This is a genomic window from Corynebacterium vitaeruminis DSM 20294 (assembly GCF_000550805.1).
Lineage (GTDB): Bacteria > Actinomycetota > Actinomycetes > Mycobacteriales > Mycobacteriaceae > Corynebacterium > Corynebacterium vitaeruminis.
In genome coordinates, this window is the sequence record NZ_CP004353.1 from 1,005,499 (window position 1) to 1,023,188 (window position 17,690).

A 17,690-nucleotide genomic window follows, 5' to 3' on the forward strand; every position below is an offset into this window, starting at 1 on the left:
CACCCCATCGGGTGACCATTTTCTTATCCTAGGAGCTCCTCGAGCACCCTCATCACGCCGTGCTCGGCGTTGGAGGGGGCGATGTGGTCGGCGATGGCCTTGACTTTGGGGTGGCCGTTGGCCATGGCGTAGGAGGCTCCTGCCTCCTTGACCAGCTCGTAGTCGTTGAGGAAGTCGCCGAAGGCGAGGGTCTCCTCGACGGGGATGCCGATGGCCTCCGCGAGGCGTCGCAACGCGATGCCCTTGTTCATCTCCGGGCGCATGAGGTCGATCCAGTGCTGGCCCGAGATGGTGATCGGCAGCCCGCCGGAGTTGCCCTCCAGCGCTGGTGCGCCCACCTCCTCGGCGGAGGCGAAGCAGAAGATCGCGAGCTTGACCACCTGCTCGTTGACCACCTCGTGGAGGTCGTCGACGATGTCGAGCTTGCGGTAGTAGAGGTCGCACTCGTCGCGGAAGCGCTGGTCGCGGCGCGAGATGAAGGCCCCGTCGGCGCGGCAGATCACCAGCCCCCAATCGATGTCCGGGCGTGATTGCACGGCGTCGACGATGGCGTGGCAGGTGGCCTCCTCCACCGTGGTGAGCGAGACGATCTCGCCGTCGTGGTAGACCACGTTTCCGTTCTCGGCGATGATCGACAGGTGCGGCCCGGCCGCGGCGAACTGGTGCTGCAGGGTGGCCAGTTGCCGCCCGCTCGCGGGGGCAAACACGATGCCGCGCTCCTGCATCTTCTCAAACAGCGGCCAGAATTCGTCCGGGATGCGGTGGTTGTCGTCGAGGAGGGTGCCGTCCATGTCGGTGACGACCAATCGAAAGCTCATGTCTGCCTTATCGTTCAAGATGGGAGTACTTTTCCCAGAATAGGGGGCGGGCGAAATCCGTGCAAAGCCCCCAGTGATGTGCGACACTATGGGGCATGACTGTTAAGCGACGCTCACAATTGCAAGAATCCGGTGCCCTGGTCAACGCCTACGTGCGCAACTCCACGGGAGTGCTCGAGCTCAACCGCCCGCGCGCGCTCAACTCCCTCAACCAGGAGATGATCGACATCATCGACGAGGCGCTCAAGGAGTGGAAGGACGACGACGCCGTCCACCGGGTCCTTTTGACCTCGCTGTCGGAGAAGGGCTTCTGCGCGGGCGGCGACGTGCGCGTTGCCCGCGACGCGGCGCTGAGCGGCAACCACGACCCGGCGGACCGCTTCTTCGCCACCGAGTTCGTCATGAACGGCGACCTCGCGGAGTTCCCCAAGCCGTACGTCTCGCTCATCGACGGCGTGGTCATGGGCGGCGGCCTGGGCATCTCGGCCCACGGCTCCCACCGGGTCATCACCGAGCGCGCGTTCGCGGCCATGCCCGAGATGGCCATCGGCTACATGCCCGACGTGGGAATCCCGTGGATGTTCCAGCACATGGTGGGGGAGACCGGCAAGCCCTCCTACGCACTCGCCGTCTTCCTCGTGGTCACCGGCTGGCGGCTAAGCCCCGCCGACATGCTCTACTCGGGGTTGGCCACCCACTTCGTGCCCAGTGAGAACCTGAGCGACTTCACGGACATGCTCATCGCGGAGTCCCTCGACGAGGCGCTCGAGCGCTTCGCGGAGGAGGGGCCGACCGACTCGAAGCTCAAGGAGTACGCCGCCGACATCGAGGCGACCTTCGGCTACGAGTCGTGGGAGCACATCGACCGCGCGCTGAAGAAGCACCCCAATCAGGAGTTCGTGGCGGACGTCAACAAGCACCTCGAGTCCGCGAACCCCGCCTCCGTGGTCGCGGCGGTCGAGCTCATGCACGCCGTCACGAAGTGCGCGAGCATCCGCGAGGAGCTCGAGCTGGAGCGTGTCCTGGGCGCGCACATGCGCCGCGAGCCCAACTTCGCCGAGGGGGTGCGCGCCGTGCTGGTGGACAAGGACCGCAGCCCGAGCTTCCACCCGGCCACCTTCGATGCGGTGGACGAGTCCATCTACCGGGCGCTTTTGACCTCAGTCCTCAACAAGTAGCCGCTCGCCCTCGCGGCGCAGCCTCAGCCCCGCGAGCGAGAACCCGGCCTCGGTGGGATGAAGCGCCACCCCGCGGGCGCGGGCATAGGCCTCCACCTCGTCACCCTCCCAGGCGCGCCCGGAAAGTACGGCGCGGGCGACGTCCGAGCGCAGGGGCGGGAGCGCCAGGGCGCCGAAGAGCACGAGCAGTTGGCGCTCGTCGTCGGGCACCCACACCGCCTGCCAGAGCCCGAGCACCGCGCGGGCGGTGGCGTCGAGGTGGGCCGCCTCGTCGCGGGGGATCGATTCCCGCAAAAGATCGAGCTCGCCCGACTCGATGCCGTAGCGCTTGAGCCCCCGCGCCGGGAAGGCCCACGGCAGCTCCGCCAGGTCCTCGCAAGAGTAGCTCCAGCGCCAGTGCGTGGAGTCGACCGCGGCCACCACGACGCCGGGCGCGGCGAAGCGGTTGTCCACGGTCAGCGTCCCGTTCGCGTAGGAGACCGTGCGGTCGGGGAAGGCGGCGTCGAAGAACATGTCCTGCTCGCGGGCGAGCGCGGGATTGCGGGTGACAGTAGGGACCAGCGGCCTCAGCGCGCCGCCGTCGATCACGTCGCCGGAGCTCAGCAGCAGGGACGATCCCTCCTGCCGCAGACCGAGGCCCGCCCAGGCGGCGTAGGCCGCCACCGCGCGGGCGGCGTCCCGGTCGGGGGCCAGCCGCGCGAGGCCCAGGGCGATGGCGTGCCGGGGCGCGGGGAGGGTGAAGGGAGCGTCGAAGACGACGGCGTCGGCGCCGGTGGAGTTACGAACAAACCACAGCGGCCCGTTCCCGTTGACGCACCGCGCAGCGTCGACAAGCGAAGGCGAAACCGGCCAGCTTCCGGCAAGCTCCGGGATGTCGAAGGCGGGCTCGCCGACCCACGTCCACAGGTCCCCCTCTATGGTGGCGACGGTCGTGCCCCGCAGTCGCCAGCGGCCCTTCGGCGAGCTGAGCTCGGCCAAGTAGCCGCCCGGCGCGGGGAGGTAGTCGACGGTGCGTGGCGAACCGCACACCACCCGGATCGCCTCGTCCACCGCGGCCTGCGCGATGGCCCCGTCGGCCGCGATCTCCTCGATGCTGGCGGGTGCGCTCAGCGTTAGTCCCTGCCCCGTTTCATTCACGCACCCTAGTGTAGGCGGGCTAGGGATTCGAGGGGCGGGGAGTCACGCCGAAGCCCGGCGCGCAGGCCATCGAGAGGAAGTCCTCGCGCACCTCCTCGGGCAGCTCGACCGGCTCGGCGAGCGGCTCGTCGCGGAACTGGTCGAAGGCCCGGCGCAGGATGTTGACGCCGAACTCGGCGTCCGCGTCCGGCCAGAAGGTGAAGTAGTGGGAGACGGCGAACTGCGCGACCGAGGCCGCGGCGATGATCTGTGCGGCGAGGTCGAAGTAGTCCACGTTGGGGAAGAACTCGGCGATGATCGCGAAGGCCTCGCGCTGGTTGTGGGGCTCGATGTGGTTGTTGAGCCCCACAGGCAGGAACCCCACCTGGTCGCTGAGAACGCCGAGCGAGTAGAAGGAGAGCAGGTCGTCGTCGTTGCGGCGCAGGCCGCTGATGGCCACCTGCTCGACGACCTCGAAGACCTTCTGGCCCTCGCTGCGCTCCACCGATTCCATGAGCTGGCGCACCGCGTAGGCCGCGAACTCGAGGATCGCCTCCTCGCGGGAGGAGAAGTAGTTGTGGAAGGTGCGTTGGGATACGCCCGCCTGCGCACAGATCTCGGCGATCGACTGCTTCTCCGGCCCCTCGTAGCGGGCCACCGACGCCGCCGCCCGCGCGATAGCCGCTCGGGTTTGCGCCTTCTTCTGTTCGCGCAATCCGGCCATTGTCCCAACGTCCTTTCTTTAGCTCTGCGCCTGCGCGGGTTCCGCCTGCGCGGGCGCGGTACGGGTGAGGGCCTCGCCCTCGATGTCCACCTTGGGCAGAATCTTATCCACCCACTTGGGCAGCCACCAAGCGCGCTCGTCCAGCAGGAACATGGTCGCCGGGATGATGGTCATGCGCACGATGAAGGCGTCGAAGAAGACGGCGATGGCGAGCGCGAAGCCCATCGTCTTGATGAAGGCCATGTCCTGCATCATGAAGGCCGCGAACACGGAGATCATGATGAGCGCGGCCGCGGTGACCACGCGGGCGCCGTGCTTGAAGCCGTTGCTCGTCGCGTTGCCCGCGGTCTTGCCGTGCGCCCAGCCCTCCCGCATGCGGGTGACCAGGAAGACCTGGTAGTCCATCGCGAGGCCGAAGACGAGGCCGATGAGCATGATCGGCAGGAAGGACAGCAGCGGCTGCGGGTCGTCGATGATGCCGAGCGTGCCCTCCTGGAAGATGGCGACGGTGACGCCGAAGGTGGCCATCACCGACAGCGCGAAGCCCAGCGCCGCGATGAGCGGCACCCAGATGGAGCGGAACACGAGCATGAGCACGAGGAACGCGAGCACGAGCACGATGGCGATGTACGGGATGAGCACGGACTGCAGCCGCTCGGAGACGTCGTCGTAGATGGCGGTCGAGCCGGTGATGCCGTAGGTGCCGCCGGTTTCGCTCTCATAGTGAGAGATGTTGTCGCGCAGCCTGGTCAGCGTGTCGGAGGTGTTCTGGTCCGTCGGTCCCCACTGGGGCGTGATGAGCACCTGGGCGGTGTCCATGTTGTCGGTGGTTGCGGTTAATTGCGCATTGACGACGCCTTCGGTCTGCGAGATCTCGGACACGGCCTCCTGCATGGCGGCCGGGCGTTCATCCTGGTTGACGTCGGTCAGATCGACGAGCGCGATCATCGGGGCGTTGCGGCCCTCGCCGAACTTCTCCGCCGTGATGTCCCAGGCCTCGCGGGTGGCCGAGCCCTTCGGCTCCGAGCCTCCGGTGGGCATGGCCAGCTGCATGTTGGCCGCGGGGATCGCGAGGATGGCGAGCGCGAGGACGCCGGCGATGAGGTGTAGGGCCGGGTGCTTGCGGACGCGGCGCACCCAGCGCAGACCCATCGTGGGGGTCTCGTTCTCCGGGTCGGGGACCTTCGGGCCCGGCACGCGGGCGGCGAAGATCTTGGTGCCCAGGGCACCCAGCAGCGCGGGGAGGAAGGTGAGCGCGACCAGTACGGCGATGGCCACGGTCGCCGCGGCGGTCAGCGCCATCGCGGTGAGGAACGGGATGTTGATGATGCTCAGCGCGGTCAGTGCGATGAGGACGGTGAGCCCCGCGAAGACCACCGCCGAGCCTGCGGTGCCCACGGCCATGCCCATCGCGTGGGCGCGCTGCTCCAGGTTCATGTTCCGCAGCGCGTCGCGGAGCTGCTTGGGCTCCATGTCGGCCGCGCCCGCCGACTTGACCAGCTCGTTGCGGAAGCGGTTGACGATGAACAGCGCGTAGTCGATGCCCACGGCCAGGCCGATCATGGAGGCCAGCGTCGGGGTCATCGAGGTGATGTCGGAGGACACTGCGGTCAGTGCCTGGATGCCCGCGATGCCGATGCCCACGCCGATGACGGCGGAGATGAGCGGCATGCCCGCGGCGACGAAGGAGCCGAAGGTGATGAGCAGCACGACGGCGGCGACGAGCAGGCCGATGGCCTCGGAGGTCATCTCCATCTCGCTGACGGCGGTGAAGGCGTTACCGTTGGCGACGACCTTGAGCCCGTCGGTGTCGTACTCGCTGATCACGTCCTTGACGGCATCGAGTTCGCCTGCGGGCACGTCGGTTGCGGAGTCGGCATCGAAGGTGATGCTCATCGTGCCGGTGGTCTGATCCTCCGACAGGGGGGTGACGGCCTTGATGTCGGCGTCGATCTGCTCCTGCGGGATGCCCTGGGCCGCCTTGGCCTGGGTCATCTGCTGGGTGAGCCCCATGCTGGCGGTGACCGGGTCGACGAGCGAGTCGGTGCCGGTGAGCGCGCCGGTGTCCTTGAGGTCGGCGATCATCTGATCGACGCGCTCCTGGACCTGCGGGTCGCTGAGCTTCGAGCCGTCGGTGGTCTGGACCAGGATGGTGCCGGTGGGCGCGTTGAGCGCGTCGCCGGTGTCGGGGAAGCGCTCCTGCATCTTGTCCATCGTCTCCACGGACTCGAGCCCGGGGATGGTCATGGAGTTGGTGGTCGGCTTGGAGTACAGGGCCGCCAGCGACCCGACGGCGACGAGAACGACCAGCCAGAAGGCGAGGAACGGCCATTTCTTGCGATAGGCGGTGCTGCCTATCTTGTAGAGGAATTGAGCCATGGGGACTCGAACTGTCCTTTCGAGAGTGCGATGCGTGTGGCGCGCCGGGATGCGTAAATTGCCGCACCCGCGCAACATTGCACAGTTTATGCAAAGTTGCCGTGCGGCTGCAAAATTGTAAGGAACTTGATGGGAACGCGCTGGCAGCCCGGACAGGGAAACTGTATTATGACAACTAGGACAGATCCATTATTTCCACTGGTGGAAGACCATGTACATTTCCCTCGATCCGGACTCCGACGTCCCCCTGTTCGAGCAGATAACTCGGTCGGTGACGCTGGCCATAGCGCGCGGCGAACTGCGCCCGGGTGACCAGCTCGCTTCCGTGCGGGCGCTGGCCACGGACTTCGGCATCAACCCGGCCACCGTGCAGAAGGCCTACGAGCAGCTCCGCCTCGACGGGCTCATCCGGACCTCGGAGAAGCGCAAGAGCGTGGTGGCCCCGCGGCCAGCCCGCCCGAGCGCCGAACGGGAAAAACGCCTGAGCGAGGAGCTGCGCGCGCTCGTCGCCAGGGGAGTGGCCCAGGGCATCGACGTCGACTCCATGTACCGGCAGCTCCGCGCCACCAATGAAAGGACCGACCTTCCATGAACGACGACCTCACCTTCCGCGCGGTCATCGCGACGACCTTGCTCGTCACCGGCGTGCTGCTCGGCCTCAGCCCCCGGCTCTCGCCGAAGGGAGTTGTCTTGGGCGTGCGCGTGCCCGAGGCGCACCTCGGCGACCCAGTCGTGCGCGGCGCCGTCCGCCGTTTTCGGGCGGTCAACCTCGCGGCCGCGGTCCTGCTCGCGGCCGCCTGCTTCCTCCCGGATGCCTCCGTCGTGCTGTGGGCGATCCTCGCGCAGATCGCTTTCATGCTCGCAAGCTATCTCTACCTCCGGCGCGGCATCGCGCGGCACAAGGCGCGCGAGGGATGGTTCACCGGGCTGCCCACGCGCGTGGTGGGGCAGGTGAGCGAGGACCTCGAGCGGTGGCTCCCCGAGCCCCGCGTGCCGTGGCTCGCCTTCGCCCTGGGCCTGGTCCCCATCGTCGCCTCGGTGCTCGCCGTGGCCAGCATCTACGACAGGCTGCCCGACACCATCCCCACGCACTGGGGCACCGGGTTCGAGCCGGATCAGTGGGCGCCGAAGTCCGTGGGCAGCGTCTACACGTTGAGCTTCGTCAACGCCGGAATGCTCGTCCTCTTCTTCGTCATCTCCCTGCTGCTCACCACGCTGCGGGTGCAGACCCGCTCCGGCAGCGGCATCCGCGGCCGCCTGCGCACCCGGATGATGGTTTACCTCGTCAACCGCGCGCTCGGGTGGTTCGTCGCAGCCCTCGTCTTAAGCCTCAGCTTCGCGCAGGTCGCTACCTTCTTCCCCTCCCTGGTCAAGCCTTCGTTCCTGCTCATCATGGCCGTGAGCCTCGGCGGGTCGCTCGCCCTCGTCGTCGCGATCGTGCGCGGGCAGTTGTCGCTTGACGACGACCTTCGGCGCCTCGACCTCGGCCCCGAGTACGAGGCCCCGGACAACGATCGCTTCTACAAGTGGGGGATGTTTTACTACAACCCGGACGACCCCGCCGTGGTCGTCGAGAAGCGCTTTGGGGTGGGATTCGACTTCAACTACGCGCGCTGGCAGGGCAAGGCGTTTGTCGCCTCCATCGTCCTCGTCCTGCTGGCCAGCTTTGCGCCGCTCTTCTTTTAGGAAGCCGGAAAGGACGCCTCCCCGAGGGGAAGCGTCCTTTCCGTGTACTTTATGCGATGAGTGCCCGTGGGCTTTATTTTCTTCTACTTAATACCCTCACGCTCCTTGAACTCGCGGCGACGAGCGTGCAGCAGGGGCTCGGTGTAGCCCGAAGGCGACTCGGTGCCCTTGAGGATGAGGTCCTTTGCCGCCTGGAAGGCGATGGAGTAGTCGTAGTCGGCAGCCATCGGACGGTAGGCGGGATCGCCCTCGTTCTGGCGGTCGACGACCACCGCCATGCGCTTGAGCGCGTCGACAACCTGCTCCTCGGTGACCACGCCGTGGACCAGCCAGTTGCACAGCAGCTGGGAGGAGATGCGCAGGGTGGCGCGGTCCTCCATGAGGTCGATGTCGTGGATGTCCGGCACCTTGGAGCAGCCGATGCCCTGCTCGACCCAGCGGACGACGTAGCCCAGGATGGACTGGCAGTTGTTCTCCAGCTCCTCCTTCTTTTCCGCCTCGGACCAGTCCGTGTTCGGGGCGACCGGGACGGTGAGCAGGCCGTGGAAGGTGTCGCGGCGGCCTGCGGCCTTGAGCTCTTCCTGCACCTTGCGGACGTCGACCTGGTGGTAGTGGGTGGCGTGCAGGACCGCGCCGGTGGGCGACGGGACCCAGGCGGTGTTGGCGCCCTCGCGCGGCTGGCCGATCTTGGCCTCGAGCATCTCCGCCATGAGCTCGGTCATCGCCCACATGCCCTTGCCGATCTGCGCCTTGCCGGGCAGGCCGCGCTCGAGGCCGGCGTCGACGTTGTTGTCCTCGTAGGACTGCTTCCACAGCTCCTTCTGCATGGTGGCCTTGCGCACCATCGCGCCGGCCTGCATGGAGGTGTGGATCTCGTCGCCGGTGCGGTCGAGGAAGCCGGTGTTGATGAAGGCGAGGCGGTCGGCGACGGCCATGATGCAGGCGTCGAGGTTGACCGAGGTGCGGCGCTCCTCGTCCATGACGCCGACCTTGAGGGTGAAGCGCTCGAGGCCGAGCAGGTCCTCCACGCGGGCGAAGAGCTCGTTGGTGAAGGCGACCTCGTCGGGGCCGTGCTGCTTCGGCTTGACGATGTAGATCGAGCCGGTGCGGGAGTTGCGCAGCGCGTTGTGGATGTCCAGGCCGGGGATGGCGCACAGGGAGGTGATGACGGCGTCCATGATGCCCTCGAAGACCTCTTCGCCGTCGACCAGGATGGCGGGGTTGCGCATGAGGTGGCCGACGTTGCGGACGAACAGCAGGGAGCGGCCGTGCAGGCGGATGTGGGTGCCGTTGCGGCCGATGAACTCGCGGTCGGAGTTGAGCTCGCGGGTGAAGGTCTTGTCGCCCTTGGTGACCTCCTCCTTTAGCGTGCCGGTGTTCAGCCCCAGCCAGTTGCGGTAGCCCAGGACTTTGTCCTCGGCGTCGACGGCGGCGACGGAGTCCTCGAAGTCCATGATGGTGGAGACGGCGGCCTCCAGGATGATGTCCTTGATGCTGGCCTTGTCGTCGCGGCCGATCGGGGTGGAGGGGTCGATCTGCAGCTCGATGTGCAGGCCGTTGTTGCACAGCAGGATGGAGGAGGGGTCGTGGACGGCGCCGGTGAAGCCGCGGTAGGCGGAGCGGTCGACGAGGCTGAACTTCTCCTCGCCGATCATCGCGGTCAGCTGGCCGGAGAAGACGTTGTAGCTCTCGACGTCGGCGTGGGACGCACCCTCGAGCGGGACGACCTTGTCGAGGAAGTCTCGGCCCCAGGCGATGACCTTCTGGCCGCGGACCGGGTTGTACTTGCTGCCCTTTTCTGCGCCGTCGGTCTCCGGGATGGCGTTGGTGCCGTAAAGAGCGTCGTAGAGGGAGCCCCAGCGCGCGTTGGCGGCGTTGAGGGCGAAGCGCGCGTTGAGGATCGGGACCACGAGCTGTGGGCCAGCGATGGTGGCGATTTCCTCGTCGATGTTGCGGGTGCGGATCTGCCCGGCCTCAGGCGCGTCGGCGAGGTAGCCGATATTGCGGAGGAAGGCCTCGTGCTCTGCGGGGTCGGGCTGGCCGGGGTTGGCGCGGTAGTACTCGTCGAGCTGGCTCTGCAGCTCGTCGCGGCGGGCCAGCAGCTCGGCGTTGCGCGGGGAGAAGTCGCGGACGATGTCGGCGAAGCCTGCCCAGAACGCGTCCTCCTCGAGGCCGACGGTCGGGAGGACCTCGGTGTTGAGGAAGTCATACAAAACCGTGGCGACCTCAAGGCCAGCAACGGACGTGCGGGCAGTGGTGTCAGTCTGGGTCATCGTGGTGCTCCTTGGGAAGTGCGTGTTCGGATGGTGGTCGCGTCTTGCGATGTGTACCACCTTAAGTGACTGCCGTCACAGGGGGAACCCTTTCACAATTTTTGCTTGGCGCTACCCCCGCTGTGGCACCCGTCTCACTCGGGGGGAAACGGCCTTCGGAATCGTTCAGGGGCACGCACCTGCCGCTTTGCTTCTCATGGGTTTGTGCAGGAGGGGGTGGATTGTGAAGAAACGGTCAGTGATCTTGTTAACACTGTGGCATTTGCAATCTTAGCAAAAACCCCCGTTACCCCCGCACGGAATTTACACGCGGAACCCGTTGACGCCGACGGGGCACTCGAGGCAAAGTGTGAGCCACGCCACCACGGCAGCGGCCTAGCCCCCACGGTGGCAACTCACACAGCATTTCGCTCATGGCCCCATGCGGCCGGCTACACGACCAGGAAAGAGAGCCACCATGACCACCACCGGACAGGCACGCACTGCAGCTGAGATCCAGAAGGATTGGGACGAGAACCCGCGCTGGCAGGGCATCCGCCGCGACTACACCGCCGAGCAGGTTGCAGAGCTTCAGGGCAAGGTCGTCGAGGAGCACACCCTCGCACGCCGCGGCGCCGAGGTTCTGTGGGAGAAGGTCTCCAAGCGCGACGGCTCCTACATCAACTCCCTCGGCGCGCTGACCGGCAACATGGCCGTCCAGCAGGCCCGTGCTGGCCTCCAGGCCGTCTACCTCTCCGGCTGGCAGGTCGCCGGTGACGCCAACCTCTCCGGCCACACCTACCCGGACCAGTCCCTGTACCCGGCCAACTCTGTCCCGAACGTCGTTCGTCGCATCAACAACGCTCTGCTCCGCGCCGACGAGATCGCCCGCATCGAGGGCGACGACACCGTCGAGGACTGGCTGCTCCCGATCGTCGCTGACGGCGAGGCCGGCTTCGGTGGCGCCCTCAACGTCTACGAGCTGCAGAAGGCCATGATCGCCGCTGGCGCCGCCGGCACCCACTGGGAGGACCAGCTGGCCTCCGAGAAGAAGTGTGGCCACCTGGGCGGCAAGGTCCTCATCCCGACCCAGCAGCACATCCGCACCCTGACCTCCGCTCGCCTGGCCGCTGACGTCGCCAACACCCCGACCGTCATCATCGCCCGCACCGACGCCGAGGCCGCCACCCTCATCACCTCCGACGTGGACGAGCGCGACCGCCCGTTCATCACCGGCGAGCGCACCTCCGAGGGCTTCTACAAGGTCCAGAACGGCCTCGAGCCCTGCATCGCCCGTGCGAAGTCCTACGCTCCGTACGCCGACATGATCTGGATGGAGACCGGCACCCCGGACCTCGAGCTCGCCAAGAAGTTCGCTGAGGGCGTCAAGGCTGAGTTCCCGGACCAGCTGCTGGCCTACAACTGCTCCCCGTCCTTCAACTGGTCCGCTCACCTCAACGAGGACGAGATCGCCAAGTTCCAGCGCGAGCTCGGCGCCATGGGCTTCTCCTTCCAGTTCATCACCCTGGCAGGCTTCCACGCCCTCAACTACGGCATGTTCGACCTGGCTCACGGCTACGCTCGCGAGGGCATGACCGCCTTCGTCGACCTGCAGAACCGCGAGTTCAAGGCAGCCGAGGAGCGCGGCTTCACCGCCGTCAAGCACCAGCGCGAGGTTGGCGCGGGCTACTTCGACCGCATCGCCACCACCGTCGACCCGAACTCCTCCACCACCGCGCTGAAGGGTTCCACCGAGGAAGGCCAGTTCCACTAAGAACTGAATAGAATAGGGCCACCACCCCTGGCCCGCTCTCCACAAAGAAGTGGTGTGCGCCGCCACCTGACGGCGCACACCACTTCTTTCTTATAGGAAAGGAAGAACCATGGAGATGATCCCCACCGCCGACCTGGTAGACATCATCGGAGACGACGTGCGCTCGTGCGACACCCAGTTCCAAAACCGCGGCGGCAGGACCGACTTCTGCGGCCCCATCGTCACGGTTCGCTGCTTCCAGGACAACGGACTGGTCAAGCAGATCCTCAATTCGCCCGGTGACGGGGCGGTCCTCGTCGTCGACGGCTACGCCTCCGTCCACACCGCGCTCATGGGCGACATGATCGCCCAGGCGGGCGTGGACAACGGATGGGCGGGCGTGGTCATCCTGGGAGCGATCCGCGACTCCGCCGCGATCAAGGAGATGCCCTTCGGCGTCAAGGCCTTGGGCACCAACCCGCGGAAGTCCGCCAAGGCGGGGGAGGGGGAGCGCGACGTCACCCTCACCTTCGGCGGCGTGGACTTCGTCCCTGGACACTTCCTCTACGCCGACGCCGACGGCATCGTCGTTACCGAAGCACCCATCAAATAGCAAAATTGCCGCCCAACCGGGCGGCAATTTCGTTGGTTCTTAGAGCTCAGCGGAGGGGATGCGCTCCGGGAGGACCTTCGGGCGCGCGCCCGCCAGGTGCTCGACGATGCGGATGACCTGGTTGGAGTAGCCGAACTCGTTGTCGTACCAGACGTAGAGGACGAGGTGGTTGCCGTTGGCGATGGTGGCCAGGCCGTCGACGATGCCCGCGTGGGTGGAGCCGACGAAGTCGGAGGAGACGACCTCCGGGGAGGCAATGTAGGAGATCTGCTGGCGCAGGTCGGAGTGCAGCGCCACCTGGTCCATGAGGTGGTTGACCTCCTCGCGGGTGACCTCCTTCTCCAGGGTCAGGTTGAGCACGGCCATGGACACGTCCGGGGTGGGCACGCGGATGGCGTTGCCGGTGAGCCTGCCCTCCAGCTCCGGAAGGGCCTTGGCCACGGCCTTGGCGGCACCGGTCTCGGTGAGCACCATGTTGAGGCCAGCGGCGCGGCCGCGGCGCGCGCCCTTGTGGAAGTTGTCGATGAGGTTCTGGTCGTTGGTGAAGGAGTGGACCGTCTCGACGTGGCCGTAGACGATGCCGTAGTGGTCGTTGAGGACCTTCAGCGACGGGGTGATGCCGTTAGTGGTGCAGGAGGCGGCGGTGACGATGGTGTCTTCGTCGGTGATGTCGTTGTGGTTGATGCCGTAGACGACGTTGCGCAGGTCGCCCTTGCCCGGGGCGGTGAGCACAACGCGCTCGATGCCCTTGGACTGCAGGTGCTGGGACAGGCCCTCGCGGTTGCGCCACACGCCGGTGTTGTCTACCAGGATGGCGTCGTTGATGCCGTAGGCGGTGTAGTCGATGGAGGCCGGGTCGTTGGCGTAGATCATCTGGATCTTGGTGCCGTTGGCCCAGATGACGTCGTTCTCCTCGTCGACGGTGATGGTGCCGCGGAAGGCGCCGTGGACGGAGTCGCGGCGCAGCAGGGAGGCGCGCTTGATGATGTCGTCCGCGGACTTCTTGCGGACCACGATGGCGCGCAGGCGGGCGCCGCCGTAGGTGGCCTCGCGGGAGATGAGGATGCGGGCGAGCAGGCGGCCGATGCGGCCGAAGCCGTAGAGCACGATGTCCTTGGACGGGCGCTCGGTGGCGGTGCCGATGACCTCGGCCAGCTCCTCCTTGAGGAAGGCGTCGAGGTCGCCGCCCTGCTCCGCGAACTTGGCGGCGAGGCGGCCTAGGTCGATGGAGGCGGTGCCCAGGTTGAGGCTGGTCAGGGCTTCGAGGATCGGGAGGGTGTCGGCCGGGGTGAGCTCACGGTCGTTTGCGAGGCGGGAGTAGCGGTGAGCCTTGACGATGTCGATGTCGGTGACATCGATGAGCAGGCGACCGAAAACGGAGACAACCACGTTGCTTTGGCGGTGGAGGTTACCGATCAGGGGAAGCATCTTCTGTGCGGATTCGAGCTTGTCGTTCCAGTCCTGGGCCATGACGATCTTCTTAGTTCCTTTTGGGGGTAAGCGTTGGTGAGACGATGCCGATGATGCACTGCGGCGCCCGGCGGGGGATTACCCCCACGGCGGCCGCAGCGTGGGCTCATCGCGGCACGTCGTTGAACAAACAAACATGCACCACAATGGGCATATCCGTAATCGTAAATCATGACCGCCGTCGGGGGGCGGAATTTGGGGGTAAAAAATAAGGGGAGGGCCCCCAAACGCCCCATGTCACAGACCGTGACGCCCGTATGGGTGTTCGAAGCCGTTAACGGCGGGTGTCGCACAAACGACCTAAGGTGTGGCTGAAAAAGAAAGAAGGTGGCGCGATGCAGGACAGGGAGTTGCCGGTAGAGGTGGAGCTCGCCTACGAATCGATCCTCATCGGGGTGTGCGAACGGCTCACGTTCGACGACTGCGAGGTGTACCTGCGCGGCTACGACTTCCTCCTCGAGGTCGCGGAGGCGCTTTTCGACGAGCTCGCGGAGCTGGGCTTTGACCGGGCGCCGCACGCAGGCCGCAGCGTCGCGCAGGTTCTGGCGGGGCGGTCGTGCAGCGACGCCGAGCTGCGCCAGGCGTTCAGCTTCCTCCTCGCGCGCCTGGGGTTCTACACCGTCAGCCTGGCTGGGCCGTATTCGGACGTGCCCGCCGTGCTCACCACCCCGCAGGAGTTCCATTCGCTTCCCCTCCCGGCCGCGCAGATCCGCGATCAGCTGCAGCAGGGAAGGCTGCTTGCGCTCCCCGTCACCGTCTCGGACCTCGAGAATTCGCTCTTCGAGGAGGTGCTCGAACGGGGCTGGGCGTTCCTCAATCGTCCCGGTTTCGTCGTTCAGGCGGGTGCTTATCGACGGCAAGCGCCTACGGCGCGCCCCGAGAGGGCGGCGTACGTGGAGCAATCCCGGAGGATGGAGTTCCGCCACCCCGCCAACGTCCTCCTCAACCTCGATCATCCGGATGCGGTCGTGGGACCTGTGGCGTCGGAAAGCGAATTCTTTGTGGGGCTGCTCGACGACGAAACCAACCGCGTCTTCGACGCCGACTTGGGCGGCATCAACGTCCACCTCCCGATGAGCGACACCGTCCAGCTCTACCTCACGCTGGGCGCCAAGCGCTACAGCTGGGCGGGCAGGGACTTTGAGGCGCCGCTCTACCTCCTTCCGGTCTACGAGGAGGAGGACGGCCTGCGCGCGGAGAACAGCTCCGCCTTCCTGAATCCGGCGCTGTACCTCGCGGGACTTTCCAAGGCCATCACGGGGGAGCAGCTTCCCATGCACCTTGACCCGCTGCGGCCGATGCAGGACGTGCGCACCCTCATGCGCGACGAGCCCACCATGGTGGAGCGCTTCGGGCTTGTCTCCGCGGACGTGTCGGGGGCGCTGGGCGCGCTGAGCGACCGGATGTGGATCAGCATGCACCCCACCTCGACCATGCGCGAGGCCGACCCGCTCGGCGCGGGCACGGTGGTCGACCTCGTCTCCGCCGGCGTCAACCTGATCTACATCGACAACAACCCGGCGAGCAGGCTGGCGCGGATCGTCGACGTGTCCGCGGAGTGCGAGCTGGACGAGGTGCTCACCTACCTCGTGGCCCCCATGGGCTCGGCGCGGGCGGAGCTCGGGTCGATGCTGGGCGAGCACCAGGTCCTGGACTGCATCGACGTGGACGACGAGCCGTTCGATGCCCTGTGCTCGATCGTCTACCGCACGGTGGAGGCGGAGGGCCGCGTGGAGGGATTTGAGAACTTCTACTACGCCCTCGAGAGCAGCGAGTTCACTTTCCACGAGATCACGCTGCTGTTCCGCAAGCCCCTGACCTACTACTGCAAGCTGTTCTACGGCAGCCTGGACAAGCTGTTCACGGAGTTCTACTTCCCGTTCAGCCGCATCCTCGTCCACGAGGCGCACGCCTTCCCGCCGCACAAGCTGTGCGGGGCGCGTTTCGACACGCAGGTCTACTACTCGTTTTCCGAGGACGCGGTCGTGGACCCGACCGCGTGGCAGCGCGCCAGCGACTTCCACCTCGACCTTCGGCATTGCCTCGAGATCGACACCATCTCTCGGATAAGCAGGTAGGGGGTAGACTGGCCGTTCGACTTTACTTGACTGCGCAAAGGGGAACGAAGAGTTCATGTGGCATGCCGTTAGTTTCGCGTTGATGGATTCCGTCAACGTCTTGCTCATCGGGCTCATCGTCGCCATCGGCGTCCTGCTTCCCCGCGGCGGCAAGTACGGCCGGATCATGGCGCTGTTGGTCGGCGGCGACTGGATGGGGGTCTTCCTCCTGTCGCTGGCCACCATGTTCGTCTTCGACGGGGTGCAGGAGACGGTCCGGCGGGTGCTGGATTCGCCCGTCTTCGGCATCATCCTCATCGCGGTGGGTGTGCTCGGCGCGATCATGACGTTCCGCGGCGGCGACAACTCGGGGCTCTTGGAGCGGCTCCTGCCGCCGGTGCAGACGCCCACGGCAAAGACCTTCTTCGCCGGGTTCTTCCTCGGCGTGATCCAGTCGCTGACCTCGGTGCCCTTCTTCGGCGGCATCGCGGTGCTCAGCGTGGGCGGCTTCTCCGTGGCGGTGCGCTACCTAGGCATGTTCTTCTACGCCAGCCTGGCGCTCAGCCTGCCAGCGCTCACGGCGGTCGGGGTGGGTTTTGTTCGCCACTACCCGGAATCGCCTGCGGGACGTGGCTTTGAGTGGATGCGCAACCACGGCGAGGCCGTGAACAACTGGGCGGGCTACATCGTCTCCGCGGTGCTCATCGGCCTCGGCATCGTCCACCTCTGACTACTTCAGGCACAGCCCCTGGCGGAGGAGGACCGCCCGCACGTCGCTCTCGACGAACGGGCCCTTGCCCAGGTTGTTGGCCACCTGGTTGGAGAAGGAATCCACGCGGTTGTTAGCGTCGCGCAGGTCGTAGTACTCCTGCACGGTCTGGTCGTAGGCCGCGAGCTCCTCGGCGTGCTCGCCGAGCTCCGGGTAAGCGTTCTCGCCCACGGTCAGCGCCCGCGGCAGGCGCGGCTTGAACTGCGGGGTCTGGTCCGGGTAGCCCACCAGCATGCCGACCGCCGGGAAGGTGTAGTCGGGCAGCTTGAGCGCCTCGATGACGCGCTCGACGTCGTTGGTGAGCGAACCCAGGTAGGTGGTGCCCAGCCCCATGGACTCGGCCGCCACCACCATGTTCTGCGCCGCGATCATCGTGTCCTGGTAGCCCTGGAAGAACACGCCGGTGCGCGTGAGCGGCTCGAGGTCCTTGCCCGCCGCCCGGCGGATCTCCGCGTTGCGGTGTAGGTCGATGACGAAGACGAAGAGGTCTGCCTTGGTGCCGCCGACGTAGGGCTGGCCGGAGCTGAGGTACATCTGCTCGCGCACCGCCGGGTCGGTGACGTGGATGATGCTGAAGTGCTGGAAGAAGGAGGAGGTCGCGCCGTGGCGGGCGACCGTGAGCAGGGTGTCGAGCACCTCGGCGGGCAGCGGCTTGTCCTGATATTGGCGGATGGTGCGGTGGCGCAGCTGCTGGTCGATCGTCGGATTGCTGATGGGGGCGCTCGGCGCGGTGCACAGCTGGTCGGTGGGGGCGTCGGTGGTGACGTCGGTGGCTGGGTTCACGTTCTTTCTCCTTCAACGGTGGTCGTGGGGTCAAGGCTAGCGCAGGGTGGGCTAAGGGGTATCGGGGGAGAAGGAAATGAACCTTAAGGTGG

Annotated in this window: 14 protein-coding genes; 7 read left to right on the forward strand and 7 right to left on the reverse strand. The window is 66.5% G+C overall.

Translation table 11 applies throughout. The features are described from left to right. Window positions 1-23: 23 nt before the first annotated feature. Window positions 24-818 carry an HAD family hydrolase gene (locus tag B843_RS04715; protein WP_025252367.1) on the reverse strand — a complete coding sequence of 265 codons (795 nt, stop codon included), beginning with the start codon at window positions 816-818 and terminating at the stop codon, window positions 24-26. 95 nt (window positions 819-913) lie between these two features. Between B843_RS04715 and B843_RS04720 the strand changes: the two genes are divergently transcribed. Next, window positions 914-1,996, forward strand: a complete 1,083-nt coding sequence (locus B843_RS04720; RefSeq protein ID WP_051483449.1) for an enoyl-CoA hydratase/isomerase family protein — start codon at window positions 914-916, stop codon at window positions 1,994-1,996. Here the strand turns inward: B843_RS04720 and B843_RS04725 are convergent. Genes B843_RS04725 through B843_RS04735 form a run of 3 tightly spaced genes read right to left on the reverse strand, consistent with a single transcriptional unit; the run spans window position 1,979 to window position 6,215 of the window. Beyond that, window positions 1,979-3,133 carry a hypothetical protein gene (locus B843_RS04725; protein WP_025252369.1) on the reverse strand — a complete coding sequence of 385 codons (1,155 nt, stop codon included), beginning with the start codon at window positions 3,131-3,133 and terminating at the stop codon, window positions 1,979-1,981. The genes B843_RS04720 and B843_RS04725 overlap by 18 nt on opposite strands. A 19-nt stretch (window positions 3,134-3,152) precedes the next feature. Further along, on the reverse strand, window positions 3,153-3,836 hold the full coding sequence (locus tag B843_RS13215; RefSeq protein ID WP_025252370.1) for a TetR/AcrR family transcriptional regulator: 684 nt from the start codon (window positions 3,834-3,836) through the stop codon (window positions 3,153-3,155). An 18-nt stretch (window positions 3,837-3,854) separates the two neighbouring features. Next, window positions 3,855-6,215: an MMPL family transporter gene (locus tag B843_RS04735; protein WP_025252371.1), complete on the reverse strand. Its 2,361-nt coding sequence runs from the start codon at window positions 6,213-6,215 to the stop codon at window positions 3,855-3,857. A 211-nt stretch (window positions 6,216-6,426) separates the two neighbouring features. Between B843_RS04735 and B843_RS04740 the strand changes: the two genes are divergently transcribed. Both B843_RS04740 and B843_RS04745 read left to right on the forward strand, forming a co-directional pair. Continuing rightward, window positions 6,427-6,807 carry a GntR family transcriptional regulator gene (locus B843_RS04740; RefSeq protein ID WP_025252372.1) on the forward strand — a complete coding sequence of 127 codons (381 nt, stop codon included), beginning with the start codon at window positions 6,427-6,429 and terminating at the stop codon, window positions 6,805-6,807. Further along, complete coding sequence (locus B843_RS04745) at window positions 6,804-7,901, forward strand: DUF1648 domain-containing protein (protein ID WP_025252373.1); 1,098 nt, start codon at window positions 6,804-6,806, stop codon at window positions 7,899-7,901. The genes B843_RS04740 and B843_RS04745 overlap by 4 nt, the downstream gene beginning before the upstream one ends. Window positions 7,902-7,984: 83 nt before the next feature. Here the strand turns inward: B843_RS04745 and glcB are convergent, their stop codons facing one another. Continuing rightward, on the reverse strand, window positions 7,985-10,174 hold the full coding sequence (gene glcB, locus B843_RS04750) for a malate synthase G (protein ID WP_025252374.1): 2,190 nt from the start codon (window positions 10,172-10,174) through the stop codon (window positions 7,985-7,987). Window positions 10,175-10,631: 457 nt separating this feature from the next. On the opposite strand from glcB, the gene aceA reads away from it, so the two are divergent. Continuing rightward, the gene (gene aceA, locus B843_RS04755) at window positions 10,632-11,927 is read left to right on the forward strand and encodes an isocitrate lyase (protein ID WP_025252375.1); all 1,296 of its coding nucleotides are present in this window, start codon (window positions 10,632-10,634) and stop codon (window positions 11,925-11,927) included. Window positions 11,928-12,036: 109 nt separating this feature from the next. Beyond that, window positions 12,037-12,519 (forward strand): ribonuclease E activity regulator RraA, encoded by a 483-nt coding sequence (gene rraA / locus B843_RS04760; RefSeq protein ID WP_025252376.1) that lies wholly within the window; start codon window positions 12,037-12,039, stop codon window positions 12,517-12,519. 39 nt (window positions 12,520-12,558) lie between these two features. Here rraA and B843_RS04765 read toward each other — a convergent pair whose 3' ends face one another. Further along, window positions 12,559-13,989 (reverse strand): glyceraldehyde-3-phosphate dehydrogenase, encoded by a 1,431-nt coding sequence (locus B843_RS04765; RefSeq protein WP_025252377.1) that lies wholly within the window; start codon window positions 13,987-13,989, stop codon window positions 12,559-12,561. Between the two features lie 335 nt (window positions 13,990-14,324). Here B843_RS04765 and B843_RS04770 point away from each other — a divergent pair, with 335 nt between their 5' ends. Together B843_RS04770 and B843_RS04775 are read left to right on the forward strand one after the other, a co-directional pair. After that, window positions 14,325-16,067 (forward strand): hypothetical protein, encoded by a 1,743-nt coding sequence (locus B843_RS04770; protein WP_025252378.1) that lies wholly within the window; start codon window positions 14,325-14,327, stop codon window positions 16,065-16,067. A 55-nt stretch (window positions 16,068-16,122) separates the two neighbouring features. Then, a complete protein-coding gene (locus B843_RS04775) occupies window positions 16,123-16,776 on the forward strand; it encodes a membrane protein (protein ID WP_025252379.1) in 654 nt (217 codons plus the stop codon). On the opposite strand, the gene B843_RS04780 is transcribed toward B843_RS04775, so the two are convergent. Continuing rightward, on the reverse strand, window positions 16,777-17,598 hold the full coding sequence (locus tag B843_RS04780; RefSeq protein ID WP_244877354.1) for an NADPH-dependent oxidoreductase: 822 nt from the start codon (window positions 17,596-17,598) through the stop codon (window positions 16,777-16,779). It lies immediately after the preceding gene. Between the last annotated feature and the right edge of the window lie 92 nt (window positions 17,599-17,690).